This window comes from Curtobacterium sp. MCLR17_059 (assembly GCF_003234665.1).
GTDB lineage: Bacteria > Actinomycetota > Actinomycetes > Actinomycetales > Microbacteriaceae > Curtobacterium > Curtobacterium flaccumfaciens.
The window spans coordinates 24,719-48,532 of record NZ_QKSU01000012.1; the positions used below are offsets into that span (position 1 = coordinate 24,719).

The following is a 23,814-nucleotide window of genomic DNA, read 5'->3' on the forward strand; positions in this document are numbered from 1 at the left end:
GCGCCGCCCGACGACGCGCCTGGCAGGTGCTCTGCGCGTCGAGCCTCAGCGTCGTCCTCGTCTTCATCTCCTCAAGCGCACTCCTCATCGCGCTCCCCGACGTCAGCCGTGACCTCGACGCCAGCGCCGTGCAGTCCAGCTGGGTGCTCCTCAGCTACATGCTCACCACGACCACCCTCATCCTGGTCTTCGGGCGCATCGCCGACCTGGTCGGTCGTCGCCGCCTCTACATCGCCGGGATCCTCGTCTTCCTGCTCGCCTCACTCGCGTGCGGCTTCGCCCCGGACGCGGCGGTGCTGCTCGGCGCCCGACTCGTGCAGGGCGTGGGTGCGGCGGCGATCGTCACCAACACGACCGCGCTGCTCACCGATGTCTTCCCGGAGTCGATCCTGTCGCTCGGCCTCGGTCTGAACGCCACGGTCGCCGCGGTGGGGCAGGTCATCGGTCCGGTCGTGGGCGGCCTGGTCACCGAGTCGTTCGGGTGGCGCTGGATCTTCCTCGCCGGTGTGCCGATCTCACTGGCCGGACTCATCTGGTCGCTCCGGTTGATCCCGCACAGCACGCGCCCCCGTTCCGGCGAGCGCCTCGACGTGCCGGGGTCGGTCCTGTCCGTCGCCGCCGTCGGACTGCTCGTCGGTGCGGTCTCGACCGGCGGCTCGGTCGGTTGGTCGGCCGTGCCCGTCGTCGCGATGACCGCCGGCGCGGTCGTGCTCGGCGGTGTGTTCGTGTGGACCCAACGCCGGGTCGCGCACCCCCTGGTCGACCCGGCGATCTTCCGCGACCGCACCACCATCACCCTGTTCTCCGCCGCCGGGCTGTGCGCCCTGTCCAGTTACGCACTGGTCCTGCTGGCTTCCCTCTCGTTCCAGGCGGTCGACGGCAAGGACGCCGTCGACGCCGCCCTCTGGGTGCTGCCCACGCCGATCGGCACGACGGTCGCGGCGGTGAGCGCCGGGTTCCTCGCCCGCCGGGTCGCCGCGCGGACGCTGTCGACCATCGGCATGCTCCTCATCGCGCTCGGCGCCGCGGTGCTCGCGGTGTCCCTCGCCGACGGCGACGCCTACGCCGTCACCGCCACCGGCCTCGGCGCGGTCGGGGTCGGCACCGGCGTGTTCATGACGCCGAGCACGTCGGCACTGATGACCCGCGTCCCGGAGCACCGCCGCGGCATCGCGAACGCCATCCGTTCGGCCCTGCAGAACGCCGGTTTCCTGTTCTCGACGGCGCTCGGCCTCGCGATCGCGACGGGCGGCCTGTCCGCGGCCCAGGCGGCTGCGGCCTACGACGGCAGCCTGCTCAGCCTGCCGTCCGGCGACGTCCAGGTGTTCGTCGACGGCGTCCGCGCCGCGGCGCTGACGTTCGCCGGCTGCGCGGCCCTGGGGGCGCTCATCGTCGCGTTCGGTCCGTTCGGGCCTCCCGACCGGGAGGCGCCACTCCGGCCCGACAGGTCGGGCCGATCCCCGAGCCGGGGGCGTCCACGTGACCGTCCCCACCCTGGCAACGACCACCCACGACGGAAGCAGGACGCCATGACCGACGACCACCAGGACTACGCGGCAGCCGGCTTCACCGGCACGCTCCGCCCAGGACGACGCGCTGCGCTCGTCGTGGTCGATCCGGTCCGCGCCTACGTCGACCCCGACTGCGGGCTCTACGCCGGCGTCGAGGAACCCGTCGAGCGGATGCGGGAGCTCACCACCGCTGCCCGCGCCGCCGGGGTGCACGTGGCGATCACGACGATGGCACTCTCCGCCGACGGGTCCAACGCCGGCGTGTTCTTCCGCAAGGTGCCGGCACTCGCTGCGTACCTGCCCGGCGCGTCGACCGGAGCGTTCGTCGACGGGCTCGAACCCCTCGACGGCGACACCCTGGTGCCCAAGCAGTACCCGAGCGCGTTCTTCGGCACGTCGCTGGCCGCCGACCTCGTCGCCCGCGGCGTCGACACGCTCTTCATCGCGGGGCTGTCGACGAGCGGGTGCATCCGCGCGACGGCCACGGACGCCATGCAGCACGGGTTCGTCCCGATCGTCGTGCGCGAAGCCGTCGGCGACCGGTTGCCGAGCGTGCACGAAGCCAACCTGTTCGACATCGCCGCCAAGATCGGCGAGGTCTGGCCCATGGACCAGGTCCTCGAGCACTGGGACGCGGCATGAGCACCACGACGCGCATCGAGGCGCCGGTCCGGGGCCGGCCGCGGAGCGCTGCCGTCGGCGAGTCCGTGTACACCGCGTGCGTCGAGATCCTGGCCGAGGGCGACCCCCGCGCGTTCACGATCCGGGCCGTCGCCGACGCGGCCGGCGTGGGTGCGGCGACGATCTACCGGCGGTGGTCGAGCAAGGAGGTCCTGCTCACCGAGACCGTGATCCGGCTGATGGAGGAGCACATCCCGACGGTGCAGGACGCCCCGATCGCCGCGGGTGTCCTCGGGCTCACCCGAGGATGGGTGCACGCCCTCGTCGCGACGCCGGTCGGTCGGGCGCTCCCGCTCATCGTGGAGACCGCGTCGCACGAGCCGCGGGTCGCCGAGGCCGTCGCCGAGTGGCACCTGGACCGGCGGCTGCGGGTGAACGCGATGCTGCAGCGGGCGATGGACGCGGGCGACCTGCGACCGGACGTCGACCTCGGCATCGCCGTGGACCTGCTCGGCGGGCCGACGTTCTACCGACGCGTGTTCGTCTCGCTCGACATCCAGGCGCCCGACTACCCGGTGCGGCTGGCCCGGGAGTTCCTGCGGTGGGCCGGTTGGACCGGCGACCTGTCGACGGTGGGGGTGCCCTCGTGACCGGGACCGTGCCGGAGGGGTTCGCCCCGTCCGCTGCCTGGACCGACATGGGGGTCGGGACGACACCGTCGGCACCGGGTCACTGGATCGGGTTCAACCGACGCTCCGACGCGGCCCGCCAGGTGTCCGACCTGATCCGGGCCGACATCGTCGCGGGGCGGTTCACCGGTCCGCTGCCGTACGAGTGGGAGCTGCTCGACCTGTACGGCACGACACGGAACGTCCTGCGGGCTGCCCTCGCCTTGCTCAAGGAACAGCGGCTGCTCACCCGTGCGCCGCGATCGGGCACGTTCGGTGTGCGGCCCGTCGCCTCGGTGAGCCTGGCCCGCACGTCCGACGAGGTCACGATCTACGGCGAGACGGCCGGGGGCAGCGTGTTCGAGTCGCCCCGGCTCAGCATCGTGCACCTGTGCGTGCAGCAGGTGACCGCGCCGGAGACCGTCCGGCGCAACCTGCAGATGACCGGCAGCAGCGCCTTCTTCGTCGAGAGCCTCATCTCGTTCGACGGCGAACCGAGCCGGGTCCGGACGAGCTGGGTCCCGCACGAGCGCTTCCCCGACCTGGTCGCCGAGCCGCTCACCGAGTACGTGCCGGACGTGCTCGTCAGGAAGGCCGGCGCGCGGCCGGAGGCACGACGGTTGCTCCTGAGCACCGTGAACGCCGACCAGTGGACGGCCGACCTGCTCGACATCGATCCCGGCCAGGCGATCTTCCACATCGAACGGCTGATGTGCCTGGCCGACGGGACACCCGTCGAGTACGGGTTCTCGCGGTACCGCGGCGACCGGGCGGTGATCGACTCCCGGATCACGTGAGGCACGGGCGGGGATCGTCAGTCCGTGCGCACCGAGAAGACGTCGCCCGGTTGGCAGCCGAGCACCTCGCACAGTCGGGTGAGGGTGGAGAACCGGATCGCGCGGGCCCGGTTGTTCTTGAGCACCGAGAGGTTGACGACGGTCACGCCGACGCGGTCGGCGAGCTCGGTCAGGGTCATCCCCCGCTCGGCCAGCAGGTCGTCGAGGTGGCAGACGACCGCGTGGCCGTCCTCCTGTTCCGGGGGCATCAGACCAGCCCGGCCTGGTCCCGCACCATCCGCTGCGAGGCGGTGAGCGCGAACCGGAAGCAGACGACGACGAGCAGGCCGAGGTACACGGGCAGGAACTGGTGGTCGACCACCGGCGTGGGCAGGTACCCGTCCCATCCGAGCCCGGACACGACCCAGTTCCACCCCATCCGGCGGACGAACGACGGCAGGAACCCGGCGGCCAGCACCGCGCCGGCGAGCCAGTCGAGGATCCGGGTGGTCGAGCGGTCGAAGAGCCCGCCGCGTGAGATCTTCCAGGCCACCGCCGCGACCAGGGCGATGAGGGCGCTGACGAGCAGGACCTCCAGCGCGTCGCCGACGCGGATGTACCCGATCGCACCACCCGGCACGTCGGCGATCGGTGCCCGGAGCACGAGTTCGTCGGACGTCACCGTCGCACCACCCGGAGGCTGCGGGACGGCACTGGTCTCGCGGATCCGGATCGGCACGGCCACGGTGCCCGAGGCGATCGAGTGGACGAGCAGGTCGACGTACCGCCACACCACGATCGCGATGCCGATCGCGCACGAGACGACGTAGGCCAGGTAGGAGTTCCGCCCGCGGGGCGGTTCGTAGACGGGCGTGGTCATGGCTGCTTCCCCTGTCGATCATCGATACCATCGAATGTCGATGCAACGATAAACGATAGGTCCGGTGCCGGCAACCCCTACAGCAGCCCGAAGGCCGCCTGCATGCCCAGGCTCGTCCCCGCCACCAGGACCCAGAGCGCGATGCCGAGCAGCATCGGCCGGAACCCGGCACGGCGGAGCGCGGCGAAGTCCGTCGAGCAGCCGATCGCGGCGAGCGCCACCGTGATGAGGAACGAGGCGGCCGTCGCGAACCCCGGCGCCACGGACGCGGGCAGGACCCCGACCGTCCGGAGCAGCACCACCACGAGGAACCCGATCAGGAACCACGGCACCAACCGGAACACACGGAACCCGCGACCCGGCCCCGGCCCCGAGGCGGGGGTGAGCTGCTCGCGGGAGGCGCGGCGGGCCTCCAGTCCGGCCAGCCCGATGACGATCGGGATGATCATCAGGGTGCGCACCAGCTTCACGACGACCGCGGTGTCGGTCGCCTGGCGGCCGTAGACCGTCGCCGTGGCGACGACGGACGACGTGTCGTTCACGGCGGTGCCCGCGAAGACGCCGAAGGCGTGCTGGCTGAGGCCCAGGGCGTGCCCGAGCAGCGGGAAGGCGAAGACGGCCGCGATGTTGCAGAGGAAGATCGTCGACATCGCGTAGGCGACGTCCGCACTGACCGCACCGATGACGGGTGTCACGGCGGCGATCGCCGAGGCGCCGCAGATGCCGGTCCCGACGCCGATCAGGGTGCGGAGTGCGCCCGAGACCCGGAGCAGCCGGCCGATCCCCCACGCGGCCACCAGGCAGACGACGAGCGTCGCGAGCATCACCGGCAGGGTCTCACCGCCGATGCGCAGGACCTCGCCGATGGACAGCTGCGCGCCGAGCAGGACCACGGCGAACTGCAGGACCCGGCTGGACGAGAACTTCACGCCGGGAGCCAGCGCGGCGAGTGTGCCACCGGTGCGACGCCGGACGAGCCACCCGACGACGGCACCGATCAGGACGGCGGGGACGGGACCGCCGACCACCGGGACGACCCGGCCGACGAGGGTGGCGACGATGCCGATCGCCACGGCGAGGGCGACACCGGGGGCGGCGGCACGGACGGACTGCATGGGAACAGCATGTCGCGCTCGCGGACGATCGGTGGCCGCGACGGGCAGGATGGCACGGTGGAGTACTCGGGGGAACGGTGGGTGCAGCGGCTGCGCGACGGGGAGATGCCGAAGCGGGGGCCGGTGCTGCTCGCGGCGGTCGTCACCACGGCGGTGGGGCTCGCCGCGCTCGTCGCCGAGTTCGCGTTCCCGGACTTCCTGCGGGGCATCGACAGCGCCCGGACACAGGGGTCGTTCGTGCTGTGGCCGATCGTGGTCGCGGGGTTCGGGGTGCTGCTGGCCGTGTCGACGCTGTCCGCCGGGCGAGGCGACCGCCGGACGCTCGCGCGCATCGGAGCGGGCCGGGCACCCCGGTTCCACCTGCCCGTGCTGACGTCCGGCCTGCGCACCTCCGACGACTTCCCGAAGCCCCGGCCCGAGGTCTGGACCGTCGACGAGTTCGGCCTGCACGCGTGGGCACCGTCACGGGACGCGCCGGTGTTCGACCTGCCGTGGGCGCGCATCCGGCGGTTCTCCGTCGCGACGAGGGAGTCCCGCGGCCAGCGTGCCGACTTCGGCGTCTGGATCACCACGACCGACGGTGACGACGTGGTCGTGCAGCCGCGGTCTGCCCTCGGACGTGGGTTCGAAGCCGGACCGGACAAGCTCGACACCCTCGTGCGGGTCCTCCGCACCCTGCAGCGGGAGCTCGGCGTGGCTTCCACGCCGGCCGATCGTCACTGAGCGGGCGGGGTGTCCCCCGTCATCACGACGCGGCCGGTCTCGTCGTTCCAGGTGAAGGTGGCCGTGGTGCGGCCGGAGGGCGCTGCGTTCGGCTCGCCGGCCTTGGCGAACCGGTAGGTCACCGTGACGGCCGAGTCGCTCTGTCGTTCGACGGTCGGCTCGAAGGCGTACTGCTGGGCAGTGGCCGTGCCGAGGTACCGGCCTTCGTGGAACAGCAGGATCGCGTACGGGGATCCTGCTGTGCCGAACTCGGGTGCGACCACGGACCAGGACAGCGGCGCGCAGGCGTCGTAGCCGGAGTAGTCGGCGTTCGCGGCGTCCCACTTCGCATCCTCGAGGCCGGCGGGCAGCGGCAGGGCCGCGATGCCATCGGCCGCAGCCGCGGCACCGCTCGACGGGCCACACGTCGGGGTGGGCGTCGGTGTCGGTGTCGGGGTCGGCGTGCTCGCGGCGTCGGACGGCGACGCGGTCACGGTCTCGGTCACGGTCGGGGTCGCCGCACCGCCGTCCGCTCCGTCAGCGCCGGAACACCCCGTCAGCAGCGCGGCCAGGGTCGCAGTGGTCAGGATCAGGGCGGCTCTCGTCAGGCGCATGCCTCCACGCTGCCTGCCCGGCCGGGCGGTCGCCCGCATCGTTACCGGGCCGTGTCCCTCGCGACGCTCCGAAAGCATGCCTGTTCAAGCGCCGCGAGCCCGGCTCCCGCCCGCGGCCTGCGACACTGCTCCCATGCGGGGGAAGCAGCAGGACACGATCGAGGTCGGGGACGACCGGATCGACGGACCGCACGGACCGGTCCCCGTCCGGCGGTACCGACCGTTCGACCGGAGCGGCGGCACGGGAACCCCGACCCTGTGGGTGCACGGCGGCGGGTTCTTCCGGGGCGACCTCGACCTGCCGGAGTCCGACGCCGTCGCACGTGCACTCGCCGAGCGCGGGCTGCCGGTCGTGACCGTCGAGTACCGCCTCGGACCGCTGCCCGGGCTGCCGTGGCTCGGCCGGGGTGGAGCGCGAGGGCGACGACGGGCACCGCACGCGCGGGACGAGATCGTCGCCGTGCTCCGCAATCTGCACCACGAGGCACCGTCCGGCCTGCTGCTCGGTGGGGCGAGCGCCGGTGCGTGCCTGGCGGCATCCGCGGTCGCGACCGCCCCGCCGCTGGCCGGCCTCGTGCTGACCTACGGGTTCTTCCACGCCCGGCTCCCCCGTGACCGGGCACTGCAGCGACTCGTCCGAGGGCACCGACGACTCACGCACGCGCCGCTGCTGCTTGACCTGAGCAACCGGGCCTACGCGGGCGGCCGCCCCACTGCGGTCTACCCGGCACCCGCCGACCTCGGCAGGTTCCGCCGCACCCTGTTGATCGACGCCGAGCGGGACGTGATGCGCGCCTCGGGCGAGCGCTTCGCGGACGAGCTCGAGGCCGCGGGCATCGAGGTCGAACGACACGTCCTGCCGGACAGCCGTCACGCGTTCCTCAACCGACCCGGCACGCGGGACTTCGACGACACGATCGAACGCATCGTGGACTGGGCCGACCGGACCCCCATCCACTGAACGCTCATCCGGTTGCGAACGGCGGACATCCGGGGACGGCACGCCCGCGGCGGACGTACTCTGGAAAACGGAAGCAACGGCGGTTCCGAATCCCCTTCGCCACGCTCCCTGCCGTGGCGTCTCACCACCGTGACGAAGAGTTCCATCGTGACCGAACACCTCATCGAGTACGTCGCCCGCGACCGCACGGGCATCACCGCCGTCGTGACACCGACCGGTGTCATCGACGTGGACACCGTGATCCAGCACATCCGCGCCGGCCACGCCGGGTACTACGTGGCTGCGGACTCGTGGAAGCGCACGCCGGTCCGGAGCATGTCCTTCATCGGCGGGACCTACCTGTTCGCGAACTGGGACGGGTCGAAGCGGAACATGCTGCACGACCTGGCGTTCCGCTCACCGACCCGCTCGATCGAGACGCCCCACGAGCCGGAGTCGCGGTTCTCGCGGTTCCTCGACGCGCTGTTCGGCAGGCGCTCACCGCAGCTCTGACCCAGCCCACTGCCCGTCACGGTGCCTGAACAGACGGCCACGTGCGGTGCAGGTGACCGCCTGGAGGCGCGGCGTGCGTCGCGGACGCGGGTCGCGCCTCCAGGCGGTCGCGTCGGTCAGCGGACCGACTTGATGGGCAGGATCACCAGGGCGCCGAGGATGACGGCGACGCCGGCACCCCAGAGCATGAGCGTGTAGTTCTGGCCGCCACCGATGCCGAGCAGGAACAGACCGACGGCGGGGGCGAGTGACTGCGGCAGGGCGTTCGCGATGTTGATGACGCCGAGGTCCTTGCCGGGGCGCTCCGGGTCGGGCAGCACGTCGACGACCAGGGCGGTGTCGATGGCGGCGTAGATGCCGAAGGCGAAACCGAGGACGATCTCGGCGAAGTAGAACCCGCCGACGCTGTCGACGTGGGCCAGGATCACCAGGCCGACTGCGGTCATGGCCGTCGAACCCCAGACGAAGACCTTGCGACGCTGGATCCGGTCGGACACCCATCCGGAGACGGCCGCACTGACGAGCAGGGCGATCGTGTACAGGAGCACGCCGAACGCGACGACCCCGACCGCTTCGCCCTGCGGGAGCCCGATGCGGTCCTGCATGTACAGCAGGCGGTACGTCGTGAACATGAACGTGCCGAAGGTGATGAGGAAGCGGCCCCACCAGGCGAGCCCGAAGTCGCGGTGCTTGATCGGGTTCGTCCAGAACGAGCTGATCAGGTTGATCCAGCTGAAGGGCTTGACCGGCATCGTCGGCAGGTCGTCACGGGCGACGAACGAGTAGACGAGGACCGCGATGATCGCCAGGACGCCCGGTGCGATGAACAGGACCGGCAGGTTGCCGACCAGGTACACGGCCAGGTAGAGCCCGGCCAGGATCGCGATGTTCTGTGCCAGGGCGATGACGCTCGAGGCCTTGCCGCGCTGGAACTCCGGCACGTTGTCGGCGAAGCTCGCCGTCAGCGTGGAGAGGACGGCGTTGGCGGAGACCTGCGCCAGCACCCAGGCCAGGGTGAGCTGCAGCACGTCGGGCGAGAACGCGAGCCAGGCGAGGGAACCGACGAAGACGACGACACCGCCGACCATCCAGGGGCGGCGACGGCCCCACCGCGTGCGGGTGCGGTCGGAGAGCGCGCCGAACAGGGGGTTGGCGAACAGGGCGCCGAGCGCTCCGAACGGCAGGACCGAGCCGACGACGGTCTCGGGGCTCGTCGGGTTCAGCTCCGTCGCCTTGATCGACATGCTCACGAAGACGGGCGTGAGCAGGGCGACGAACAGGCCGAACTGGGCGAAGCTGAGGCCCCAGAGGTAGCCGCGGCCCACCCGGACGGTGCTGACGGACTGTGTGATGCCCTCGACCGAGAACGCTCGGGACGCCGCAGCGTCGGTGGCGGTGGCTCCGGCGGCTGCGGTGACCGCTGGGGACGCGGTCCCGGCGATGCCCCGCGTGGGTTCTTCCTTCGACGTCGGTGTCGACATGACTCCTCCTTGAGTCACAGGGGGCTTCGGCGCCCGCTGAATCCCTAGTGCTGCTAGGTGATCGGGACTGTAGCACCGGAAACCTCATGCCGAAAGGTTTTGCGTTCTTTGTTTCGTCGGGGCGGACGAGTGCGTGCGGACGCGTGCGGATGCGTGCCGACGCAGAACGACACCGCCGTTGTCGGAGGACAACGACGGTGTCGTTCTGCATCGACCCGCAGGCCGGAAAGGAGCCGCTAGTGCTCGCCGTCCTCTTCCGGGTTGAAGTGCGAGTCGTCGCCGGTGTGCCCCGCGGCCAGGCCGTCGGGGTTGTTCGGGATGGTGTTGTCGTCCCCGAGGCCGCCCGGCTTCTCGGTGCCCTCGGAGTCGTTCTTCGGGGCGTCGTGCGTGTTGTCACTGTCGGTCATGAGCTGCTCCAGTGCAGAGATCGATCCGGCAGCACTGCCGCCGGTGGTACTGAGGACTCGGACAGTACGTGGCGCACCTCGGAAACCGCCGTCCGACCGGGGGAAGCGGATGACAGGGACCGGGGCGATCGGTAGATTGTTCAACAACCCGCGAGGACAGGGAGCACCCGTGACGACGATCGACCTGAACAGCGACCTGGGCGAGGGCTTCGGTGCCTGGGCCATGGGCGACGACGCCGCGATGCTCGACGTCGTCTCGAGCGCCAACGTCGCCTGCGGGTTCCACGCCGGCGACCCGACGATCATGCTCGCCACCGCCCGCGCCGCCGCCGAGCGTGGTGTGGCGATCGGCGCACACGTGGCCTACCGCGACCTGATCGGGTTCGGCCGCCGGCCCGTGCACGTCACCCCCGACGAGCTGTACGCCGACGTCGTGCACCAGCTCGGCGCGATGGCCGCCACGGCGCACGTCGCCGGCACGGCCGTCACCTACGTCAAGCCGCACGGCGCCCTGTACAACACCGCCTGCGCCGACCCGGTGCAGGCCGAGGCCGTCGTCCGTGCCGTGGCCGAGGTCGACCCGTCCCTCGCCGTGCTGGCGCTGCCCGGGTCGGAACTGCTGCTGGCAGCCGAGCGGCACGGGCTCCGCGCGGTGAGCGAGTCCTTCGCCGACCGCGCCTACGAACCCGACGGCTCGCTGGTGTCACGGAAGCAGCCGGGGTCGGTGCTGCACGACCCGGACGAGGTCGCAGCCCGGGTGCTCCGCATGGTCACCGACGGGGTCGCGACCGCCGTCGACGGGTCCGAGATCGCCGTGCGTGCCGACTCGGTCTGCGTGCACGGCGACTCCCCGGACGCGGTCGCGATGGCCCGTGCCATCCGAGCGCTCCTGACCGAGCACGGCGTGACGATCGCGCCCTTCGCACCGTGACTGGTCCGGAGGTCCGCTCCGCGGGCGGCACCGCACTCCTGGCCACGTTCGGGTCTCTCGCCGACGTCGTCGCCTTCCGCGCCGGGCTCGCACAGGCCACCCTGCCGGGGCTGACCGAGGTCGTCTCCGGCGCCCGGACGCTGCTGCTCCGGTTCGACCCGTCCACGACGGACGCCGGGCGGCTCCGCTCCGAGCTCGCGCAGGTCGCCCCGGTCAGCGCAGCGCTCGAAGCGCACGACACCGAGCCGCTCGTCATCCCCGTCACCTACGACGGTGAGGACCTCGACACCGTCACCGGACTGACCGGCATGCGGCGCGACGAGCTCGTGGCGTGGCACACCGGGCAGCTCTGGACGAGCGCGTTCTGCGGCTTCGCCCCCGGCTTCAGCTACCTGACCGGCAGCGATCGGCCGCTCGACCTGCCCCGCCGCAGCACCGCCCGCACGACCGTCCCCAGCGGAGCCGTCGCGGTGGCCGGCGAGTTCAGCGCCGTCTACCCGCGGACATCGCCCGGCGGCTGGCAGCTCATCGGCCGCACCGACGTGCCGATGTGGTCGCTCGAGCGCACGCCTCCGGCGCTCGCGCCCGCCGGCACGCTCGTCCGGTTCGTCGTGGCGGGTGCGGCATGACCGCGCTGACCGTCGTGCAGGTCGGCTACGGTGCGACCACGCAGGACCTCGGGCGCCCGGGCTTCAGCGACATGGGCCTCGGCGCGGCCGGGGCCGCCGACCGCGGCTCCGCGGCACTCGCCAACAGACTGGTCGGCAACCGTCCCGACGCGGCCGTCCTGGAGGCCCTGCTCGGCTCCGTCACGCTGCGCGCCGACGCGTACGTGGTCGCGGCCACCACCGGCGCGGCCTGCCCCGTCGAGGTCGAGCGGGCGGACGGATCGGTCCGCGGTGCCGCCTCGCACGAGGTGCTGCTGCTGGCCCCGGGCGACACGCTCCGGATCGGCACCGCGACCGTGGGCCTGCGCACCTACGTCGCGGTCCTCGGGGGCTTCGCGGTCGACCCGGTGCTCGGCAGCCGCTCGTGGGACTCCCTCGCGCGCCTCGGTCCGCCGCCGCTGTCGGCCGGTGACGTCCTGCCCCTCGGTGACGCGCGGCTGTCGTGGCCGATCGTCGACGCGGTGCCGCAGCCCGAGCCGCGGTGGCCAGACGAACCGGTCGTGCTCGACGTGGTGCCCGGACCGCGCGACGACTGGTTCACCCCGGAGTGGCGCACGACCCTGACCGGCCAGGACTTCTCCGTCAGTGCGGACAGCGACCGGGTGGGGGTCCGCACCACGGCCGCGACGCCGCTCCCCCGCTCCGTGGCACACGAGCTGCCGAGCGAGGGCGTCGAGACCGGGTCACTGCAGGTGCCACCCGAGGGCTTCCCCGTGCTGTTCCTCGCCGACCACCCGGTGACCGGCGGTTACCCGGTCGTCGCGGTCCTGACACCGTCGTCGATCGACCTCGCTGCGCAGCTCCGTCCGGGCGATCCGCTCCGGTTCCGCATCCTCGGCTGACCGACCCGGAACAAGCGCAGGGGGTCAGGGGTTGGCTTGGACACCGCTGACGAAAGGTTCCCCATGTCGATGACCGTCCTGCTCGAGGTCCAGTTCCAGAGCGACGCCCCCGAAGACGCACTCCAGGGTGCGATCCGCGAGACGCTCGAACAGACCGCGTCGTTCCACGGCCTGGAGTCGCTCGAGGTCCTGGTCGACGACGAGGACCCGGCACGCATGGTCGTCGTCGAGTCGTGGACGACGGCCGAGGACCACGACACCTACGTGGCCTGGCGTGCGACGCCGGAGGGTGCTCCGGCGATGGCACCGTTCCTCGCTGCGACTCCGGTCACCCGCACCTTCGCGCGGACCCTCCCGCTCGACTGAGCCGACGCCGACACCGAAGCTGACGTCGGCACCTGCGTCAGCGCCGGTGCCGCGGCGCGACGACGGCGCGATCGCTCAGATCGTGTCGTCGTCGGTGTCGAGCGGCACCGGTCGGTCGTCGTCGGGGAGCAGTTCGTCGTCCACGTCGTCGACCACCGGCAGGTCGTCGGGGTCGAGCACGGTCGGCTCCGGCTCGTAGTCGGTCTCCTGCGCCTCGCGGAAGTCGTCGAGGGTCTCGTCGTCCTTCGGATCGCTCATGGCCCCGAAGGTACCTCCGGATCCTCGACGTGTCCGCAGATGTTGAGCGCTCCTGACGACGGTCAGCGAGCGGCGTGCTCCCGAGCCTCCATGGCGTCCCAGGCGAAGCTCGCCAGCCAGTGGGTGGAGTAGTACTCCTCGCCCACGCTCGCCGCGAGCCCCGAGGCCAGCAGCCGGTCGGCCGCGTCGTCGAGCAGGTCGGCGACGCCGGTGCCGGAGTCGTCCGGACCGCCGGCGCGGAGTGCGTCCGCGATGCGCCGGGCCGAGCCCGCCCGCGACAGGTCGAGCCCGAACAGGTGCACCTGCTGCGGGTCGTTCTCGTCACGGACCACCGTCGACCGCAGGATCGCGTCACCCGGCTGCACCGCGGCGAAGAAGCCGCGCGCCCACGTGGCGAACTCCGCGGCGGGCAGCACCGCCCGCATCAGGTCGGCTTCGGCGAGGCCCGCGGACAGGAAGTCGTGCCCGCTCCGCTCCCATGCGAACGGCCACCCTGCGTCCGCGCCGAACCAGTCCTTCGCAGCCCCCTCGACCGCAGCCGCCAGGGCCGGACGGTCGAGCGACCGGGCGGCCTCGAGCACGAGCAGCAACCCGAACGCCGAGTTCGAGTGCACGCCGTGCCGGACGGGGTGCGCGGCGCCGTCGATCCACCGGACGACCAGGTCTTCGAGGACGTCGACGACCGGTGCGAACCCCGGTGCCAGTGCCCGGACGGCGGGCGCCTCGGATGCCGACACCTCGGCGGCGAGCCGGGCGAGCCAGGCCCAGCCGTAGGGGCGCTCGTAGTGCGGCGTCTCGCGCAGGTAGGCGGCCTCGGTCGCGAGGTGATCCGTCGTGAGGTGCGCCTGCAGGATCGAGGTGAGCCGGGCCTCCAGGTCGGTGGGCAGGCCGTGCGCGACCAGGCGCGCCGCGAGCCAGTGCATGTGCACCGACGAGTGCCAGTCGTACGACGTGGCGAAGGCGGGGTGGAGCTCGACGGGCAGGGCCCGGTCGTCCGGTCCGGACGTCGCGTGGTGCGCGGCGTACGGGTACTCGCGGGTCGTGTTGTCCGCGGCGACGGCCGCGAAGCGGTCGGCCCAGGCGGCCCGGGTCAGGTCGATCGGGGCGGCATCAGAATGCGACAAGGTACATGACTCCCATGTTGACGACGAGCAGGATGGCGGCGGTGGGGATCTGCGCCTTGATCGGGCCGTACTTGTCCCGCATCTCGAGCAGGGCGGCCGGCACCAGGTTGAAGTTCGCGGCCATCGGGGTGACGAGCGTGCCGCAGAAGCCGGCGAGCATGCCGATCGCGAAGATCGCGGCGGGGTTGCCGTCGAAGCCCTGCACCAGGACGGGCCAGCCGATCGCGGCCGTCATGATCGGGAACGCGGCGAACGCGTTGCCCATGATGATCGTGAACAGGGCCATGCCGAGGCAGTAGATGACCACGGCGGCGAGCAGCGAGCCGTCGGGCAGGACCGACTTGATGATGGTGCCGACGGCGTCACCGACTCCCGCCTGGGTGAAGACGATGCCGAGCGTCGACAGCATCTGCGGCAGCAGCGCCGCCCAGCCGATCGCCTGCAGCAGGCGACCGCCCTCACGGATCGGGGTGGCGATCTTCGGCGGGCGCAGGACGAACACGGCCACGACCACGGCGAGCACCGAACCGATGCCCAGGCCGGTGAGGGTCGCACTGCCCTCGGCGAGGAGCGGTTCGCCGCCGAACGAGACGAGCGGGCCGAGCGTCGCGACCAGCACGGCGACCACCGGCACCACGAGGGCCGGGATGAAGAGCCGGTTGCCGTACTTCGTCGCGAAGGCGGCGCGCTCGTCCGGGCTGGTGGTGGCGAGCACACTCGTGCTGCCGCTGCCGGCGTCCGTGATCTTCTGCGTCACGCCGGTGGGCTCGGCGGGGCCGGTCTCGGCACCCGTGCCCGCGCCGGGGATGCTCGCGACCCGGGTGCGGCTCGTCGTGCCGGTGAAGCCGAGCCCGGCGAGCGCGACCATCACGAGGACGGCGATCCCGAGCGTCCAGGCCGGCACCGTGCCGGCGGCGACGAAGGTGCCGTAGAAGAACGACAGGCCGAGGATGCCCCAGAACGCCGCGTTGCCCAGGCGCTTCGCGTGCGCGGTGTCGGTGACGATCAGGACGGCGACGGCGATGAAGAACGCGCCGATGAGCCAGTAGAGCCATTCGCTGGTGATCACGCTGCTGCCCCCAGGGTCGGGGCGTCGGCACGGGCGTCCGCCGCCATCTTGTCGAGTCGGCGGTCGAACAGCAGCAGGCGTCCGCCGTGCACGATGAGTGCCGCGATGCCCGTCGGGATCGCCCACAGGGCCAGGTCGATCGGTTCGAGCGACAGCCCGTAGGTCGAGTCGACGAACGTCGTGATGAGCAGGATCGAGCCGACGGCGACGAAGACATCCTCGCCGAAGAACACGCCGACGGTGTCCGATGACGCCGAGTAGCCCTTGATCTTCTCGCGCATGCGGTCGTCGATCCGCCCGTACTTCTTGGTCGCCGCACCCTCGGCCATCGGGTAGACCAGCGGGCGCACGGTCTGCGCCGGGCCACCGATGCTCGTCAGGCCGACCGCCGCGGTGACCTGCCGGATCACCAGGTAGCCGGCGAGCAGACGACCGGTCGTGAGCTTGTCGAGCTTCGCGATCAGGCGCTTCGCCTGGTCCTGCAGGCCGTAGCGCTCGATCAGACCGATGACGGGCAGGACGAGCGCGAAGGTCGTGACGGACCGGCTCGAGGCGAACCCGTTGCCGAACGCGTCGAGGATGCCGACGGGACCGATCCCGCCGATGGCCGCGGTCACGATGCCCGCGACCGTGACGACGAGGAGCGCATTGATGCGCAACGCGAAGCCGACGATGACGACGGCGACGCCGATGAGGACGAACATGCGGGACAGTCTGGACCGCATTGTTCAACAATCGCAAGAGCCGGTTCTGCTCTGTAACACGCCCTTCACAAACGCCACCCGTGCCAGGATCGGTGCCATGACCCGAACCGTCGGCGGCGCTGACTCCACGGCCACGCGGTTGCGCACCATGATCGCGTCGGGTGGGTTCTCCCCCGGGGCGCAGCTGTCCGAGGAGCGGTTGAGCGACCAGCTCGGGGTCTCGCGGAACACCCTGCGCGAGGCCTTCCGGCTGCTCGCCCGCGACCGTCTGGTCGAGCACGTGTTCAACCGCGGGGTGTTCGTCCGACGCCTCTCCGCCGCCGACGTCACCGATCTCTACGCGGCTCGGCGGGTGCTCGAAGAGGCAGCCGTCCGTGCCTGCACCCCCGACGCACCGGCACTCGCCGAGGCCGCCGCAGCGGTCAGCGACGCCCGGGCAGCCGCGTCCGCGGGCGACTGGGGTGCGGTCGGGACCGCCGACATCCGCTTCCACGCCGAGCTCGTGCGCGCGGTGCCGAGCGAGCGGATCCACGCCCTGATGGACGGCCTGCTCGCCGAGATGCGGCTCGCCTTCCTGACCACCGCGGACCCGGCCTCGTTCCACGCCGACTTCGTCGAACGCAACGACGCGATCGTGTCCGCGTTGCGCGGTGGCGACCAGGACGCCGCCTCGGCGCTGCTCGCCGACTACCTCGACGACGCGGAGCGGACGCTGCGGGTCGCCGCCGGCGCAGCCGACTGAGGGACGGCCAGGAGGCCCGGTGCGGCTCCGCCCCGCACGCGCGGTCCGAGCCCGCTCGCGCTGGTACCCGCGGTCCCCTCGGTCAGGACTTCCCGCCGAGCAGGGCGGCGACCGCGTCGACCACGACCTGGCGACGCCGCGGCGGCGTCACGGCCTGCACCAGCGGGTCGTACTCCGGAGCGGTCGCGCTCCAGAACGCCGCGGTGTGCAGGACGAGCCCGAGGAGCACCGCCGGACGGAACGCCCGCGGCAGGACCCCGGCGCGCTGGGCGTGCTCGACCTCGGCCACCGCGTCTGCGTAGCTGGTCGCGATGGACTCGAGCGGGACGTCGGCGCGCTCGAGCCGGTGCCAGGTCGCGAGCCGCTGGGCCCAGGGGCGACGGACGTACGAGTCGTGCACCCGGCCGGCCCAGGCTGCGAGGTCGGCGGTGTCGAGCGGGGCCTCGGCGAACGTCTCGGTCACGGTGTCCGCGACGAGGGCGTCGAACAGCCCCTCCTTGCTGCCGAAGTAGTGGAAGACCTGCGCCTTGTTGCTCGACGCCGCGGCACCGATCCGTTCGACCCTGCCGGCGGCCAGTCCGACCGCGGCGAACTCGTCCCGCGCGGCGAGCAGGAGCCGGGCGCGCATCGCGTCAGCGGCTGGGGGCGTGAATCGGGCCATGGCGACCACCGTACCGATCACGCGGCCCGCAGCGCTGGAGTGCACGGCAGCAGCTTCAGGCCCGCTGTCTCCGCACAGCGCTCCAGAGGACCGACGCGAGCGTCAACAGGACGCTGGCGACCACGGCCCCCTGGACGAGGTCGGCGAAGCCGCGCTGCAGATCGTCACCCGTGACGAGGATCGCAACGACCAACGCCGCCGTCACCGCGAGCAAGATCGACCGAGCTCGCAGGCTTCCGTCCGCGCGACTCACGGCGGCGTGGATCGCCACGAACGGGACCGGGAAGAGCGCGCCGAAGGCAGCCGAGCCGTCGAAGAAGAGGAGGCCGACGAGCAGCCCTGCCCCGAGACCGGTCGACAGCACCACCCAGTCCGACGTGGAGATCCTGGCCCTCGCGCGGCCTCTGCGCCGATGCCGTCCCAGCAAGAGCGACAGGGCGCAGAAGGCGCCACCGACGAGCAGGAACACCCCCGGATCCCACGACGCCTCGTTCGGAGCGCTCAGCATCGAGGCCCCGAGCGCCATGCTGGCGAACAGGATCACCCGGACCCCGCTCCGCCTCACACGCCGAACGTTCCGCTGATGTTCCACATTCCAACGGTACCCCTCGCCCCGGACCGCGCGATGCGCCCCTCCTCACAGAGAAATACGAAAAACACACGACCCATGTAGAACATCGGTAGGTTGAGGCCTTTGCCGGAAGTCGTAGAGCACAGGAGATGGCGTTGTCTCGCAAAGTCATTGATCAATCATCCGCACCCCTCGAAGCGACCTCTCCAGAGCCAGCAGCGCGGGCTCGTCTCCGCCGCGGGCTCAGCAGGGTGCTCGCAGCGTGCGCGGTCTTGCTCGGCGTCGCTTGTGTCGTGCTCGTCGTCAATGGATGGCCGCTCTCGGTCGCAACGGGAGCAGCTGGCCTGAGTGCCTCGGGCTTTGCTGGCATGGTGCACCCGAAGAGCAGGGCAGCACCGGTTGCGTTCCTGGTCTGCGTCGCAGTGATCGGCGCCGCGCTCGTCCTCAACCAGGTACTCGCGTAGTCCGACCGCACGACGACAGTTCCGACCCTCCATACGTCCGGAGGTCCATGGGTACGTGTCCGTCCGGCGCCTCCGGCGCATGTCGGACAGTGGACGCAAAGAGGTCGCGACACCGGACCGCGCCATGGCCGCACGAACCGTGCGCGCAGCAGTCGAATCCCCGCGCGAGCACCACGACGACGCACGATTCCACCGCAGATGGGCAACTTTGCGTCCCCCGAACTTCCCTAGGCTCGAGACGATCCGGTAACGCGCACCACTCGTCCGCAGATCCGCGGCCGACCCCGATGACGGGAGGTTCGACATGTCCCAGTTCCCACAGAAGATCTCGCAGGACGCCATCGTCGGAGAGCCCGAGGTCGTCGAGGACCACCTGTCCGTCCGCGAGGTCGCTGCGCACCCCGCCTGGCTCCGGCTCAAGCGTGCGGTCGTCGCCCTGCAGGCCCTGCAGACGCGGGACGGCTCCGTCCCCGAACCGTCCGACCACGCCGCTGCCGCCGGTCACGTCGCGGTGATCGTGCCGGCCGTCGCCGAGCTTGCACCGCACTTCCCGCACGACGCCGCGTTCCTGCAGGTGCTGCAGCTCGACTTCGCACACTGGCAGGAGCAGGGCTTCGGGGCCCCCGACTTCCTCGACTCCCTCACCGCGTTCCAGCCGCAGCAGCACCGCGTCGACGGGCTCGGCCACCTGGTCGTGTTCCCGATGGTCACCCAGAACGGCAGCACCTCGCGCTTCGTCGAGGCCGTCCTGGTCGAGGTCATCTGGCCGGAGTTCATCGCCGAGCTCGAGGCCGGCGACCACGGCAACGCGTTGTTCGTCGCACTGCGGTTCGTCGACTTCACCCCGGGCTACGACACGAACTCGGCGGTGCTGTTCCCCGAGACCGTCGCGATGCGCTCGATCCCCGCCTTCACGTGGGGCGCGATCTTCCAGGACCGCGAGGCCGCCCGCTACCGCCGGGTCGTCCGTGCCGCCGCCGACGTCACCAAGCTCGAGCTGCCGGCCGAGGCCGCTGCGATGCTCGACGACCAGCAGCTGACCGAGCGGGTCTTCGTGATGTGGGACATCATCCACGACCGCTCGCACATGCGCGGGGACCTGCCCTTCGACCCGTTCATGATCAAGCAGCGGATGCCGTTCTTCCTCTACTCGCTCGAGGAGCTCCGCTGCGACCTGACCGCGTTCCGGGAGTCCGTGCGTCTGGAACGCGAGCTGTCCGCCGGACCAGACACGGGCCTCCAGGACGCGCAGCGCGCCATCCGCGACCACGCGCGCCTGGTGCAGTACGCGGTCGTCTTCGACCGCGTCTTCCGCTTCGCGATCACCGGCAGCCGCGTCCGCAACTACGACGGACTCGGCGGCCAGCTGCTCTTCGCCTGGATGCACCAGCACGGCGTCCTGCACTGGACGGACACGCAGCTGACGATCGACTGGCCCGAGGTGCCGGACGTGATCATCGCCCTGAGCGACGAGATCAACGAGCTCTACCGGCGCTCGATCGACCGGCCGAAGTCGGCGCACTGGCTCGCCGCGTACGAGATGCTGACCCGCACGCTCACGCCGCACCCGGCGTCGAAGTGGGCGCGTGGCCTGCCCGACGAGACGCTCGCCGGTCCGCCGCGCGGCTACACCGATGCGGTGCTCGACGACGAGTTCCCGCTGTCGATGTTCTACGAGGCCCTCGACAAGAAGATGGCGACCGTCATCGCGTCCACGGCCGGCATCACCGGCACCACGGACGCCGAGCTCGTCGCCGAGGCCGCCGCGTGACCGACGGCTCGGTGGCCGGTCGCCTGGTGCTGATCGCCGGTGCGACCAGTGCCAGCGGCGCAGCCGTCGCGCGCGCACTCACCGCCGCCGGTGCGGCCGTCGTCGCGGTCGGCACCAGACCCGACGCCCTGGAGGCCCTGCGCGCGTCCGTCCCGGGCGTCACGACGCGCACGTGCGACCTGTCGGACCTCGGTGCGGTCACCGCGTTGGCCGACGACGTCCGCGCGGACGCCGGCCGAGTCGACGGACTGGTCCACCTGGTCGGCGGGTGGCGCGGCGGTGGCAGCATCGTCGGCCAGTCCGACGCGGACTGGGACTTCTTCGACCGCGCCTTCCGGACCCTGCGGAACACGACCCGGGTCTTCCACGACGACCTGGTGGCGTCCCCGGCCGGACGGCTCGCGTTCGTGTCGTCCACCGCGGTCGACTCCCCCACCGCCGGCGCCGCGAACTACGCGGCGGCGAAGGCCGCGTCCGACGCCTGGGTCCGGGCCGTCGCGCAGGGGTTCCGGAAGGAGGCACCGGAGACCGCCGCGGCCGCCGTGTTCGTCGTCGGTGCACTGTCCGGCCTCGAGGCGCAGCTCGGCACCGAGGTCGTCCGGCTCTGGGACACCCCACCGGCCGACGTCAACGGCGCCCGCATCCCGCTCACGGCGGCTGATCCCTCGAACCTAGGATGAACGCGTGACCCTCCGACTGCACGACCTAGACCTGCGGGGCTTCGCCTCGGACAACTACGCCGGCGTCCACCCCGAGATCCTCGCCGCCATCGCCGCGGCCAACGACGGCCACCAGATCGCCTACGGCGAGGACGTCTACACCGCACGTCTCAACGAGGTGATCCGCGAGCACTTCGGGTCGCAGGCCGAGGCGTTCCCGGTGTTCAACGGCACCGGCGCGAACGTCGTCGGCCTGCAGTCGATGCTGCCGCGGTGGGGAGCGGTCGTGTGCACCGCAACCGCGCACATCCACACCGACGAAGCCGGTGCGCCCGAGCGCGTCGCCGGCATCAAGCTCCTGCCGGTCGAGGCACCCGACGGCAAGCTGACGCCCGAGCTCATCGACCGCGAGGCCTGGGGCTGGGGCGACGAGCACCGCGCACAGCCGCTCGTCGTGTCGATCACCCAGACCACCGAGCTCGGCACCGCGTACACGGTGGACGAGGTCCGGACGATCGCCGACCACGTCCACTCGCTCGGCATGAAGCTGCACATGGACGGCGCCCGCATCTCGAACGCCGCGGCGTCCCTCGGGGTGCACCTGCGCGACTTCACCACCGACGCCGGTGTCGACGTGCTGAGCTTCGGCGGGACGAAGAACGGCATGCTCTACGGCGAGGCGATCGTCGTGCTGAACCCCTCGGCGTCCGAGGGGTTGCACTACCTGCGCAAGATGAACATGCAGCTCTCGTCGAAGATGCGGTTCGTCTCCGCGCAGCTCATCGCGCTGCTCAGCGACGACCTGTACCTGCGCTCCGCCGGGCACGCCAACGCCATGGCCGCCCGACTGCGCGGTGCGCTGGAGGCCGGTATCGCCGACGGCAGCATCCGGGGTGTCGGCTTCAGCCAGCAGACCCAGGCGAACGGCGTCTTCGCGACCCTGCCCGCCGGGGTGGCCGACCGGCTGCGGAAGCACTTCCGGTTCTACGACTGGGACGCCAGCCGCAACGAGGTGCGGTGGATGTGCGCGTACGACACCTCGGAGCAGGACATCGACGACTTCGTCGCGGCCCTGACGCGGGAGCTCGACGCCGCCTGAGCCGGCACCGTCCGGTCAGGCGCGCACCGGTCCGGCGCGCGCCGGGCCGGTACCGGCGGTCGGTTCACCCGAACGGGATGACCCGCACCACGATCGCCACCACGAGCATCGCCATCGCGACCACGGCCGCCCGCCACAGCACCTTCCGGTGGTGGTCGCCGAGGTTCACGTTGGCCAGCGACACCAGCAGCAGGATCGCGGGGACCAGCGGGCTCTGCATGTGCACCGGCTGCCCGACGACCGAGGCCCGCGCCATCTCGGCCGGTGTGATCCCGTACGCCGAAGCGCTCTCGGACAGCACCGGCAGGATCCCGAAGTAGAACGCGTCGTTGCTCATGAAGAACGTCAGCGGCATGCTCAGCACACCGGTGATGCCCGCCAGGTACGGGCCCATCGAGTCCGGGATCACCGCGACGAGCCAGTCGGCCATCGCCGCGACCATCCCGGTGCCGTCGAGCACCCCGATCAGCACCCCGGCGGCGAACACCATCGACACGACACCGACGATGCTCGGGGCGTGCGCGACGATCTGCGCGGTCTGCTGCTTGAGCTGCGGGAAGTTCACGAGCAGGGCGATCGCCGTGCCGATCATGAACACGAAGTGCAGCGGCAGGAGCCCCAGCACGAGCGCCACCATCACCGCGACGGTCAGCGCCAGGTTGAACCAGATCCGCTTCGGCCGCAGGGTCGGGCGGTTCGGGTCGAGCATCGTCTCGGCCATGGTGCCGGTCCCCGTGCTCTCGTCCCCCGACCCCGCGCCGTCCACGCCATCGCCGTCCGCACGCCGACCGTCGGCCTTCCCGCCGCGCAGTCCGAGCGCGACCGTGGGGCTCGTGAACATCCCGCCGCCGGTCCCACCCACCGCCGCGAGCACCCGCGACCCGGCCCGAGCGTTCGCCCGTTCCGGCACCCGCGCACCCCGCGAGGCCTCGGTGAACTCGATCAGCCCGAGGCGCTTGCGCTCCCGCAGGCCCATCGTCCACGCGAACGTGAAGCACAGCAGCAGCCCCACCACGAGCGACGGCACGAGGGGCACGAAGATGTCCGTCGGGTCGATCTTCAGCGCGGCGGCGGCACGGGCGGTGGGCCCGCCCCACGGCACGATGTTGAGCGTGCCGTTCGTCAGACCCGCCACACACGTCATCACGACCGGGCTCATGCCGAGCTTCAGGTAGATCGGCAGCATCGCCGCCGTGACCACGATGAACGTCGTCGAGCCGTCCCCGTCGAGCGAGACCGCACCGGCCAGCAGAGCCGTCCCGAGCACGATCTTCGCCGGGTCGTTGCCGGTCACCCGCAGGATGAACCGGACGAGCGGGTCGAACAGGCCGACGTCGATCATCAGCCCGAAGTACATGATCGCGAACATCAGGAGCGCGGCCGTCGGTGCCAGCGTGCCGATCGCCTCGGTCACCATGTCGCCGAGTCCCAGACCCGCCCCGGCGAACAGCCCGAACACGGTCGGCACGATGATCAGCGCGAGCATGGGCGACATGCGCTTGGTCATGATCAGGACCATGAAGGTCAGGACCATCGCGTACCCGAGGATGACGAGCATCAGGACTCCTTCGTCCGTGTCTGGCAGTCCGGGCACGCTACGACCCGGCCTGGAGGCGCGGCGCGCTTCTGCACATTGGCGCACCATCGCGCGTTGACC

Annotated in this window: 27 protein-coding genes; 14 read left to right on the top strand and 13 right to left on the bottom strand. The window is 71.5% G+C overall.

Features of this window, described 5'->3' with window-relative positions; translation table 11 throughout:
* The first annotated feature begins 26 nt into the window (after positions 1-26).
* From DEJ12_RS15015 to DEJ12_RS15025, 3 genes are read left to right on the top strand one after another with little or no spacing between them, the layout of a single operon-like run.
* Positions 27-2,153, top strand: coding sequence for an MFS transporter (locus DEJ12_RS15015; RefSeq protein ID WP_111030595.1), 2,127 nt, complete (start codon positions 27-29; stop codon positions 2,151-2,153).
* Positions 2,150-2,782, top strand: coding sequence for a TetR-like C-terminal domain-containing protein (locus DEJ12_RS15020; RefSeq protein WP_111030596.1), 633 nt, complete (start codon positions 2,150-2,152; stop codon positions 2,780-2,782). The genes DEJ12_RS15015 and DEJ12_RS15020 overlap by 4 nt, the downstream gene beginning before the upstream one ends.
* Entirely contained in the window at positions 2,779-3,597 is an 819-nt protein-coding gene (locus DEJ12_RS15025) for a GntR family transcriptional regulator (RefSeq protein WP_071405936.1), read from the top strand. The genes DEJ12_RS15020 and DEJ12_RS15025 overlap by 4 nt, the downstream gene beginning before the upstream one ends.
* A gap of 17 nt (positions 3,598-3,614) precedes the next feature.
* Here DEJ12_RS15025 and DEJ12_RS15030 read toward each other — a convergent pair whose 3' ends face one another.
* The 3 genes from DEJ12_RS15030 to DEJ12_RS15040 form a co-directional block, all read right to left on the bottom strand.
* Positions 3,615-3,845: a helix-turn-helix transcriptional regulator gene (locus tag DEJ12_RS15030; protein WP_071245067.1), complete on the bottom strand. Its 231-nt coding sequence runs from the start codon at positions 3,843-3,845 to the stop codon at positions 3,615-3,617.
* Entirely contained in the window at positions 3,845-4,456 is a 612-nt protein-coding gene (locus DEJ12_RS15035; protein ID WP_111030597.1) for a hypothetical protein, read from the bottom strand. Before DEJ12_RS15035 ends, DEJ12_RS15030 begins: the two co-directional genes overlap by 1 nt.
* Positions 4,457-4,533: 77 nt before the next feature.
* Positions 4,534-5,571, bottom strand: a complete 1,038-nt coding sequence (locus tag DEJ12_RS15040; RefSeq protein ID WP_111030598.1) for a YeiH family protein — start codon at positions 5,569-5,571, stop codon at positions 4,534-4,536.
* A 9-nt stretch (positions 5,572-5,580) separates the two neighbouring features.
* Between DEJ12_RS15040 and DEJ12_RS15045 the strand changes: the two genes are divergently transcribed.
* Positions 5,581-6,294: a hypothetical protein gene (locus DEJ12_RS15045; RefSeq protein WP_111030599.1), complete on the top strand. Its 714-nt coding sequence runs from the start codon at positions 5,581-5,583 to the stop codon at positions 6,292-6,294.
* Here DEJ12_RS15045 and DEJ12_RS15050 read toward each other — a convergent pair.
* On the bottom strand, positions 6,288-6,887 hold the full coding sequence (locus tag DEJ12_RS15050; RefSeq protein WP_181433095.1) for an LppP/LprE family lipoprotein: 600 nt from the start codon (positions 6,885-6,887) through the stop codon (positions 6,288-6,290). The genes DEJ12_RS15045 and DEJ12_RS15050 overlap by 7 nt on opposite strands.
* A gap of 133 nt (positions 6,888-7,020) precedes the next feature.
* Between DEJ12_RS15050 and DEJ12_RS15055 the strand changes: the two genes are divergently transcribed.
* Both DEJ12_RS15055 and DEJ12_RS15060 read left to right on the top strand, forming a co-directional pair.
* Positions 7,021-7,848, top strand: a complete 828-nt coding sequence (locus tag DEJ12_RS15055) for an alpha/beta hydrolase (protein WP_181433096.1) — start codon at positions 7,021-7,023, stop codon at positions 7,846-7,848.
* Positions 7,849-7,995: 147 nt separating this feature from the next.
* Positions 7,996-8,340: a hypothetical protein gene (locus tag DEJ12_RS15060; RefSeq protein ID WP_071405928.1), complete on the top strand. Its 345-nt coding sequence runs from the start codon at positions 7,996-7,998 to the stop codon at positions 8,338-8,340.
* A 116-nt stretch (positions 8,341-8,456) separates the two neighbouring features.
* Here the strand turns inward: DEJ12_RS15060 and DEJ12_RS15065 are convergent, their stop codons facing one another.
* Both DEJ12_RS15065 and DEJ12_RS18100 read right to left on the bottom strand, forming a co-directional pair.
* Positions 8,457-9,821 carry an MFS transporter gene (locus tag DEJ12_RS15065; protein ID WP_111030601.1) on the bottom strand — a complete coding sequence of 455 codons (1,365 nt, stop codon included), beginning with the start codon at positions 9,819-9,821 and terminating at the stop codon, positions 8,457-8,459.
* A 236-nt stretch (positions 9,822-10,057) separates the two neighbouring features.
* A complete protein-coding gene (locus DEJ12_RS18100; RefSeq protein WP_164941189.1) occupies positions 10,058-10,228 on the bottom strand; it encodes a hypothetical protein in 171 nt (56 codons plus the stop codon).
* A 169-nt stretch (positions 10,229-10,397) separates the two neighbouring features.
* Between DEJ12_RS18100 and DEJ12_RS15070 the strand changes: the two genes are divergently transcribed.
* The 4 genes from DEJ12_RS15070 (at position 10,398) to DEJ12_RS15085 (ending at position 13,035) form a co-directional block, all read left to right on the top strand.
* A complete protein-coding gene (locus DEJ12_RS15070) occupies positions 10,398-11,159 on the top strand; it encodes a LamB/YcsF family protein (RefSeq protein ID WP_111030602.1) in 762 nt (253 codons plus the stop codon).
* On the top strand, positions 11,156-11,788 hold the full coding sequence (locus tag DEJ12_RS15075) for an allophanate hydrolase subunit 1 (protein ID WP_111030603.1): 633 nt from the start codon (positions 11,156-11,158) through the stop codon (positions 11,786-11,788). Before DEJ12_RS15070 ends, DEJ12_RS15075 begins: the two co-directional genes overlap by 4 nt.
* Entirely contained in the window at positions 11,785-12,669 is an 885-nt protein-coding gene (locus DEJ12_RS15080) for a biotin-dependent carboxyltransferase family protein (protein ID WP_111030604.1), read from the top strand. Before DEJ12_RS15075 ends, DEJ12_RS15080 begins: the two co-directional genes overlap by 4 nt.
* Positions 12,670-12,732: 63 nt before the next feature.
* Positions 12,733-13,035, top strand: a complete 303-nt coding sequence (locus DEJ12_RS15085) for a putative quinol monooxygenase (protein ID WP_111024724.1) — start codon at positions 12,733-12,735, stop codon at positions 13,033-13,035.
* A gap of 75 nt (positions 13,036-13,110) precedes the next feature.
* Here the strand turns inward: DEJ12_RS15085 and DEJ12_RS15090 are convergent, their stop codons facing one another.
* The 4 genes from DEJ12_RS15090 to DEJ12_RS15105 form a co-directional block, all read right to left on the bottom strand.
* Complete coding sequence (locus tag DEJ12_RS15090; protein ID WP_111030605.1) at positions 13,111-13,293, bottom strand: hypothetical protein; 183 nt, start codon at positions 13,291-13,293, stop codon at positions 13,111-13,113.
* 62 nt (positions 13,294-13,355) lie between these two features.
* On the bottom strand, positions 13,356-14,417 hold the full coding sequence (locus DEJ12_RS15095; RefSeq protein WP_258370566.1) for a DUF2891 domain-containing protein: 1,062 nt from the start codon (positions 14,415-14,417) through the stop codon (positions 13,356-13,358).
* Entirely contained in the window at positions 14,404-15,486 is a 1,083-nt protein-coding gene (locus DEJ12_RS15100; protein ID WP_111030606.1) for a DUF979 domain-containing protein, read from the bottom strand. Before DEJ12_RS15100 ends, DEJ12_RS15095 begins: the two co-directional genes overlap by 14 nt.
* Positions 15,483-16,190 (bottom strand): DUF969 domain-containing protein, encoded by a 708-nt coding sequence (locus DEJ12_RS15105; RefSeq protein WP_027465970.1) that lies wholly within the window; start codon positions 16,188-16,190, stop codon positions 15,483-15,485. Before DEJ12_RS15105 ends, DEJ12_RS15100 begins: the two co-directional genes overlap by 4 nt.
* 97 nt (positions 16,191-16,287) lie before the next feature.
* On the opposite strand from DEJ12_RS15105, the gene DEJ12_RS15110 reads away from it, so the two are divergent.
* Complete coding sequence (locus DEJ12_RS15110) at positions 16,288-16,932, top strand: GntR family transcriptional regulator (RefSeq protein WP_111030607.1); 645 nt, start codon at positions 16,288-16,290, stop codon at positions 16,930-16,932.
* Positions 16,933-17,014: 82 nt separating this feature from the next.
* On the opposite strand, the gene DEJ12_RS15115 is transcribed toward DEJ12_RS15110, so the two are convergent.
* Together DEJ12_RS15115 and DEJ12_RS15120 are read right to left on the bottom strand one after the other, a co-directional pair.
* Positions 17,015-17,593 (bottom strand): TetR family transcriptional regulator, encoded by a 579-nt coding sequence (locus DEJ12_RS15115; RefSeq protein ID WP_111030608.1) that lies wholly within the window; start codon positions 17,591-17,593, stop codon positions 17,015-17,017.
* 55 nt (positions 17,594-17,648) lie between these two features.
* Positions 17,649-18,137 (bottom strand): hypothetical protein, encoded by a 489-nt coding sequence (locus DEJ12_RS15120; RefSeq protein ID WP_146245566.1) that lies wholly within the window; start codon positions 18,135-18,137, stop codon positions 17,649-17,651.
* Between the two features lie 795 nt (positions 18,138-18,932).
* Here DEJ12_RS15120 and DEJ12_RS15125 point away from each other — a divergent pair.
* From DEJ12_RS15125 to DEJ12_RS15135, 3 genes are read left to right on the top strand one after another with little or no spacing between them, the layout of a single operon-like run.
* On the top strand, positions 18,933-20,399 hold the full coding sequence (locus DEJ12_RS15125; RefSeq protein WP_111030610.1) for a DUF6421 family protein: 1,467 nt from the start codon (positions 18,933-18,935) through the stop codon (positions 20,397-20,399).
* Positions 20,396-21,079 carry an SDR family NAD(P)-dependent oxidoreductase gene (locus DEJ12_RS15130; RefSeq protein WP_111030611.1) on the top strand — a complete coding sequence of 228 codons (684 nt, stop codon included), beginning with the start codon at positions 20,396-20,398 and terminating at the stop codon, positions 21,077-21,079. The genes DEJ12_RS15125 and DEJ12_RS15130 overlap by 4 nt, the downstream gene beginning before the upstream one ends.
* 4 nt (positions 21,080-21,083) lie before the next feature.
* Complete coding sequence (locus tag DEJ12_RS15135; RefSeq protein WP_111030612.1) at positions 21,084-22,157, top strand: low specificity L-threonine aldolase; 1,074 nt, start codon at positions 21,084-21,086, stop codon at positions 22,155-22,157.
* 64 nt (positions 22,158-22,221) lie between these two features.
* Here DEJ12_RS15135 and DEJ12_RS15140 read toward each other — a convergent pair whose 3' ends face one another.
* A complete protein-coding gene (locus DEJ12_RS15140; protein WP_111030613.1) occupies positions 22,222-23,715 on the bottom strand; it encodes a CitMHS family transporter in 1,494 nt (497 codons plus the stop codon).
* Between the last annotated feature and the right edge of the window lie 99 nt (positions 23,716-23,814).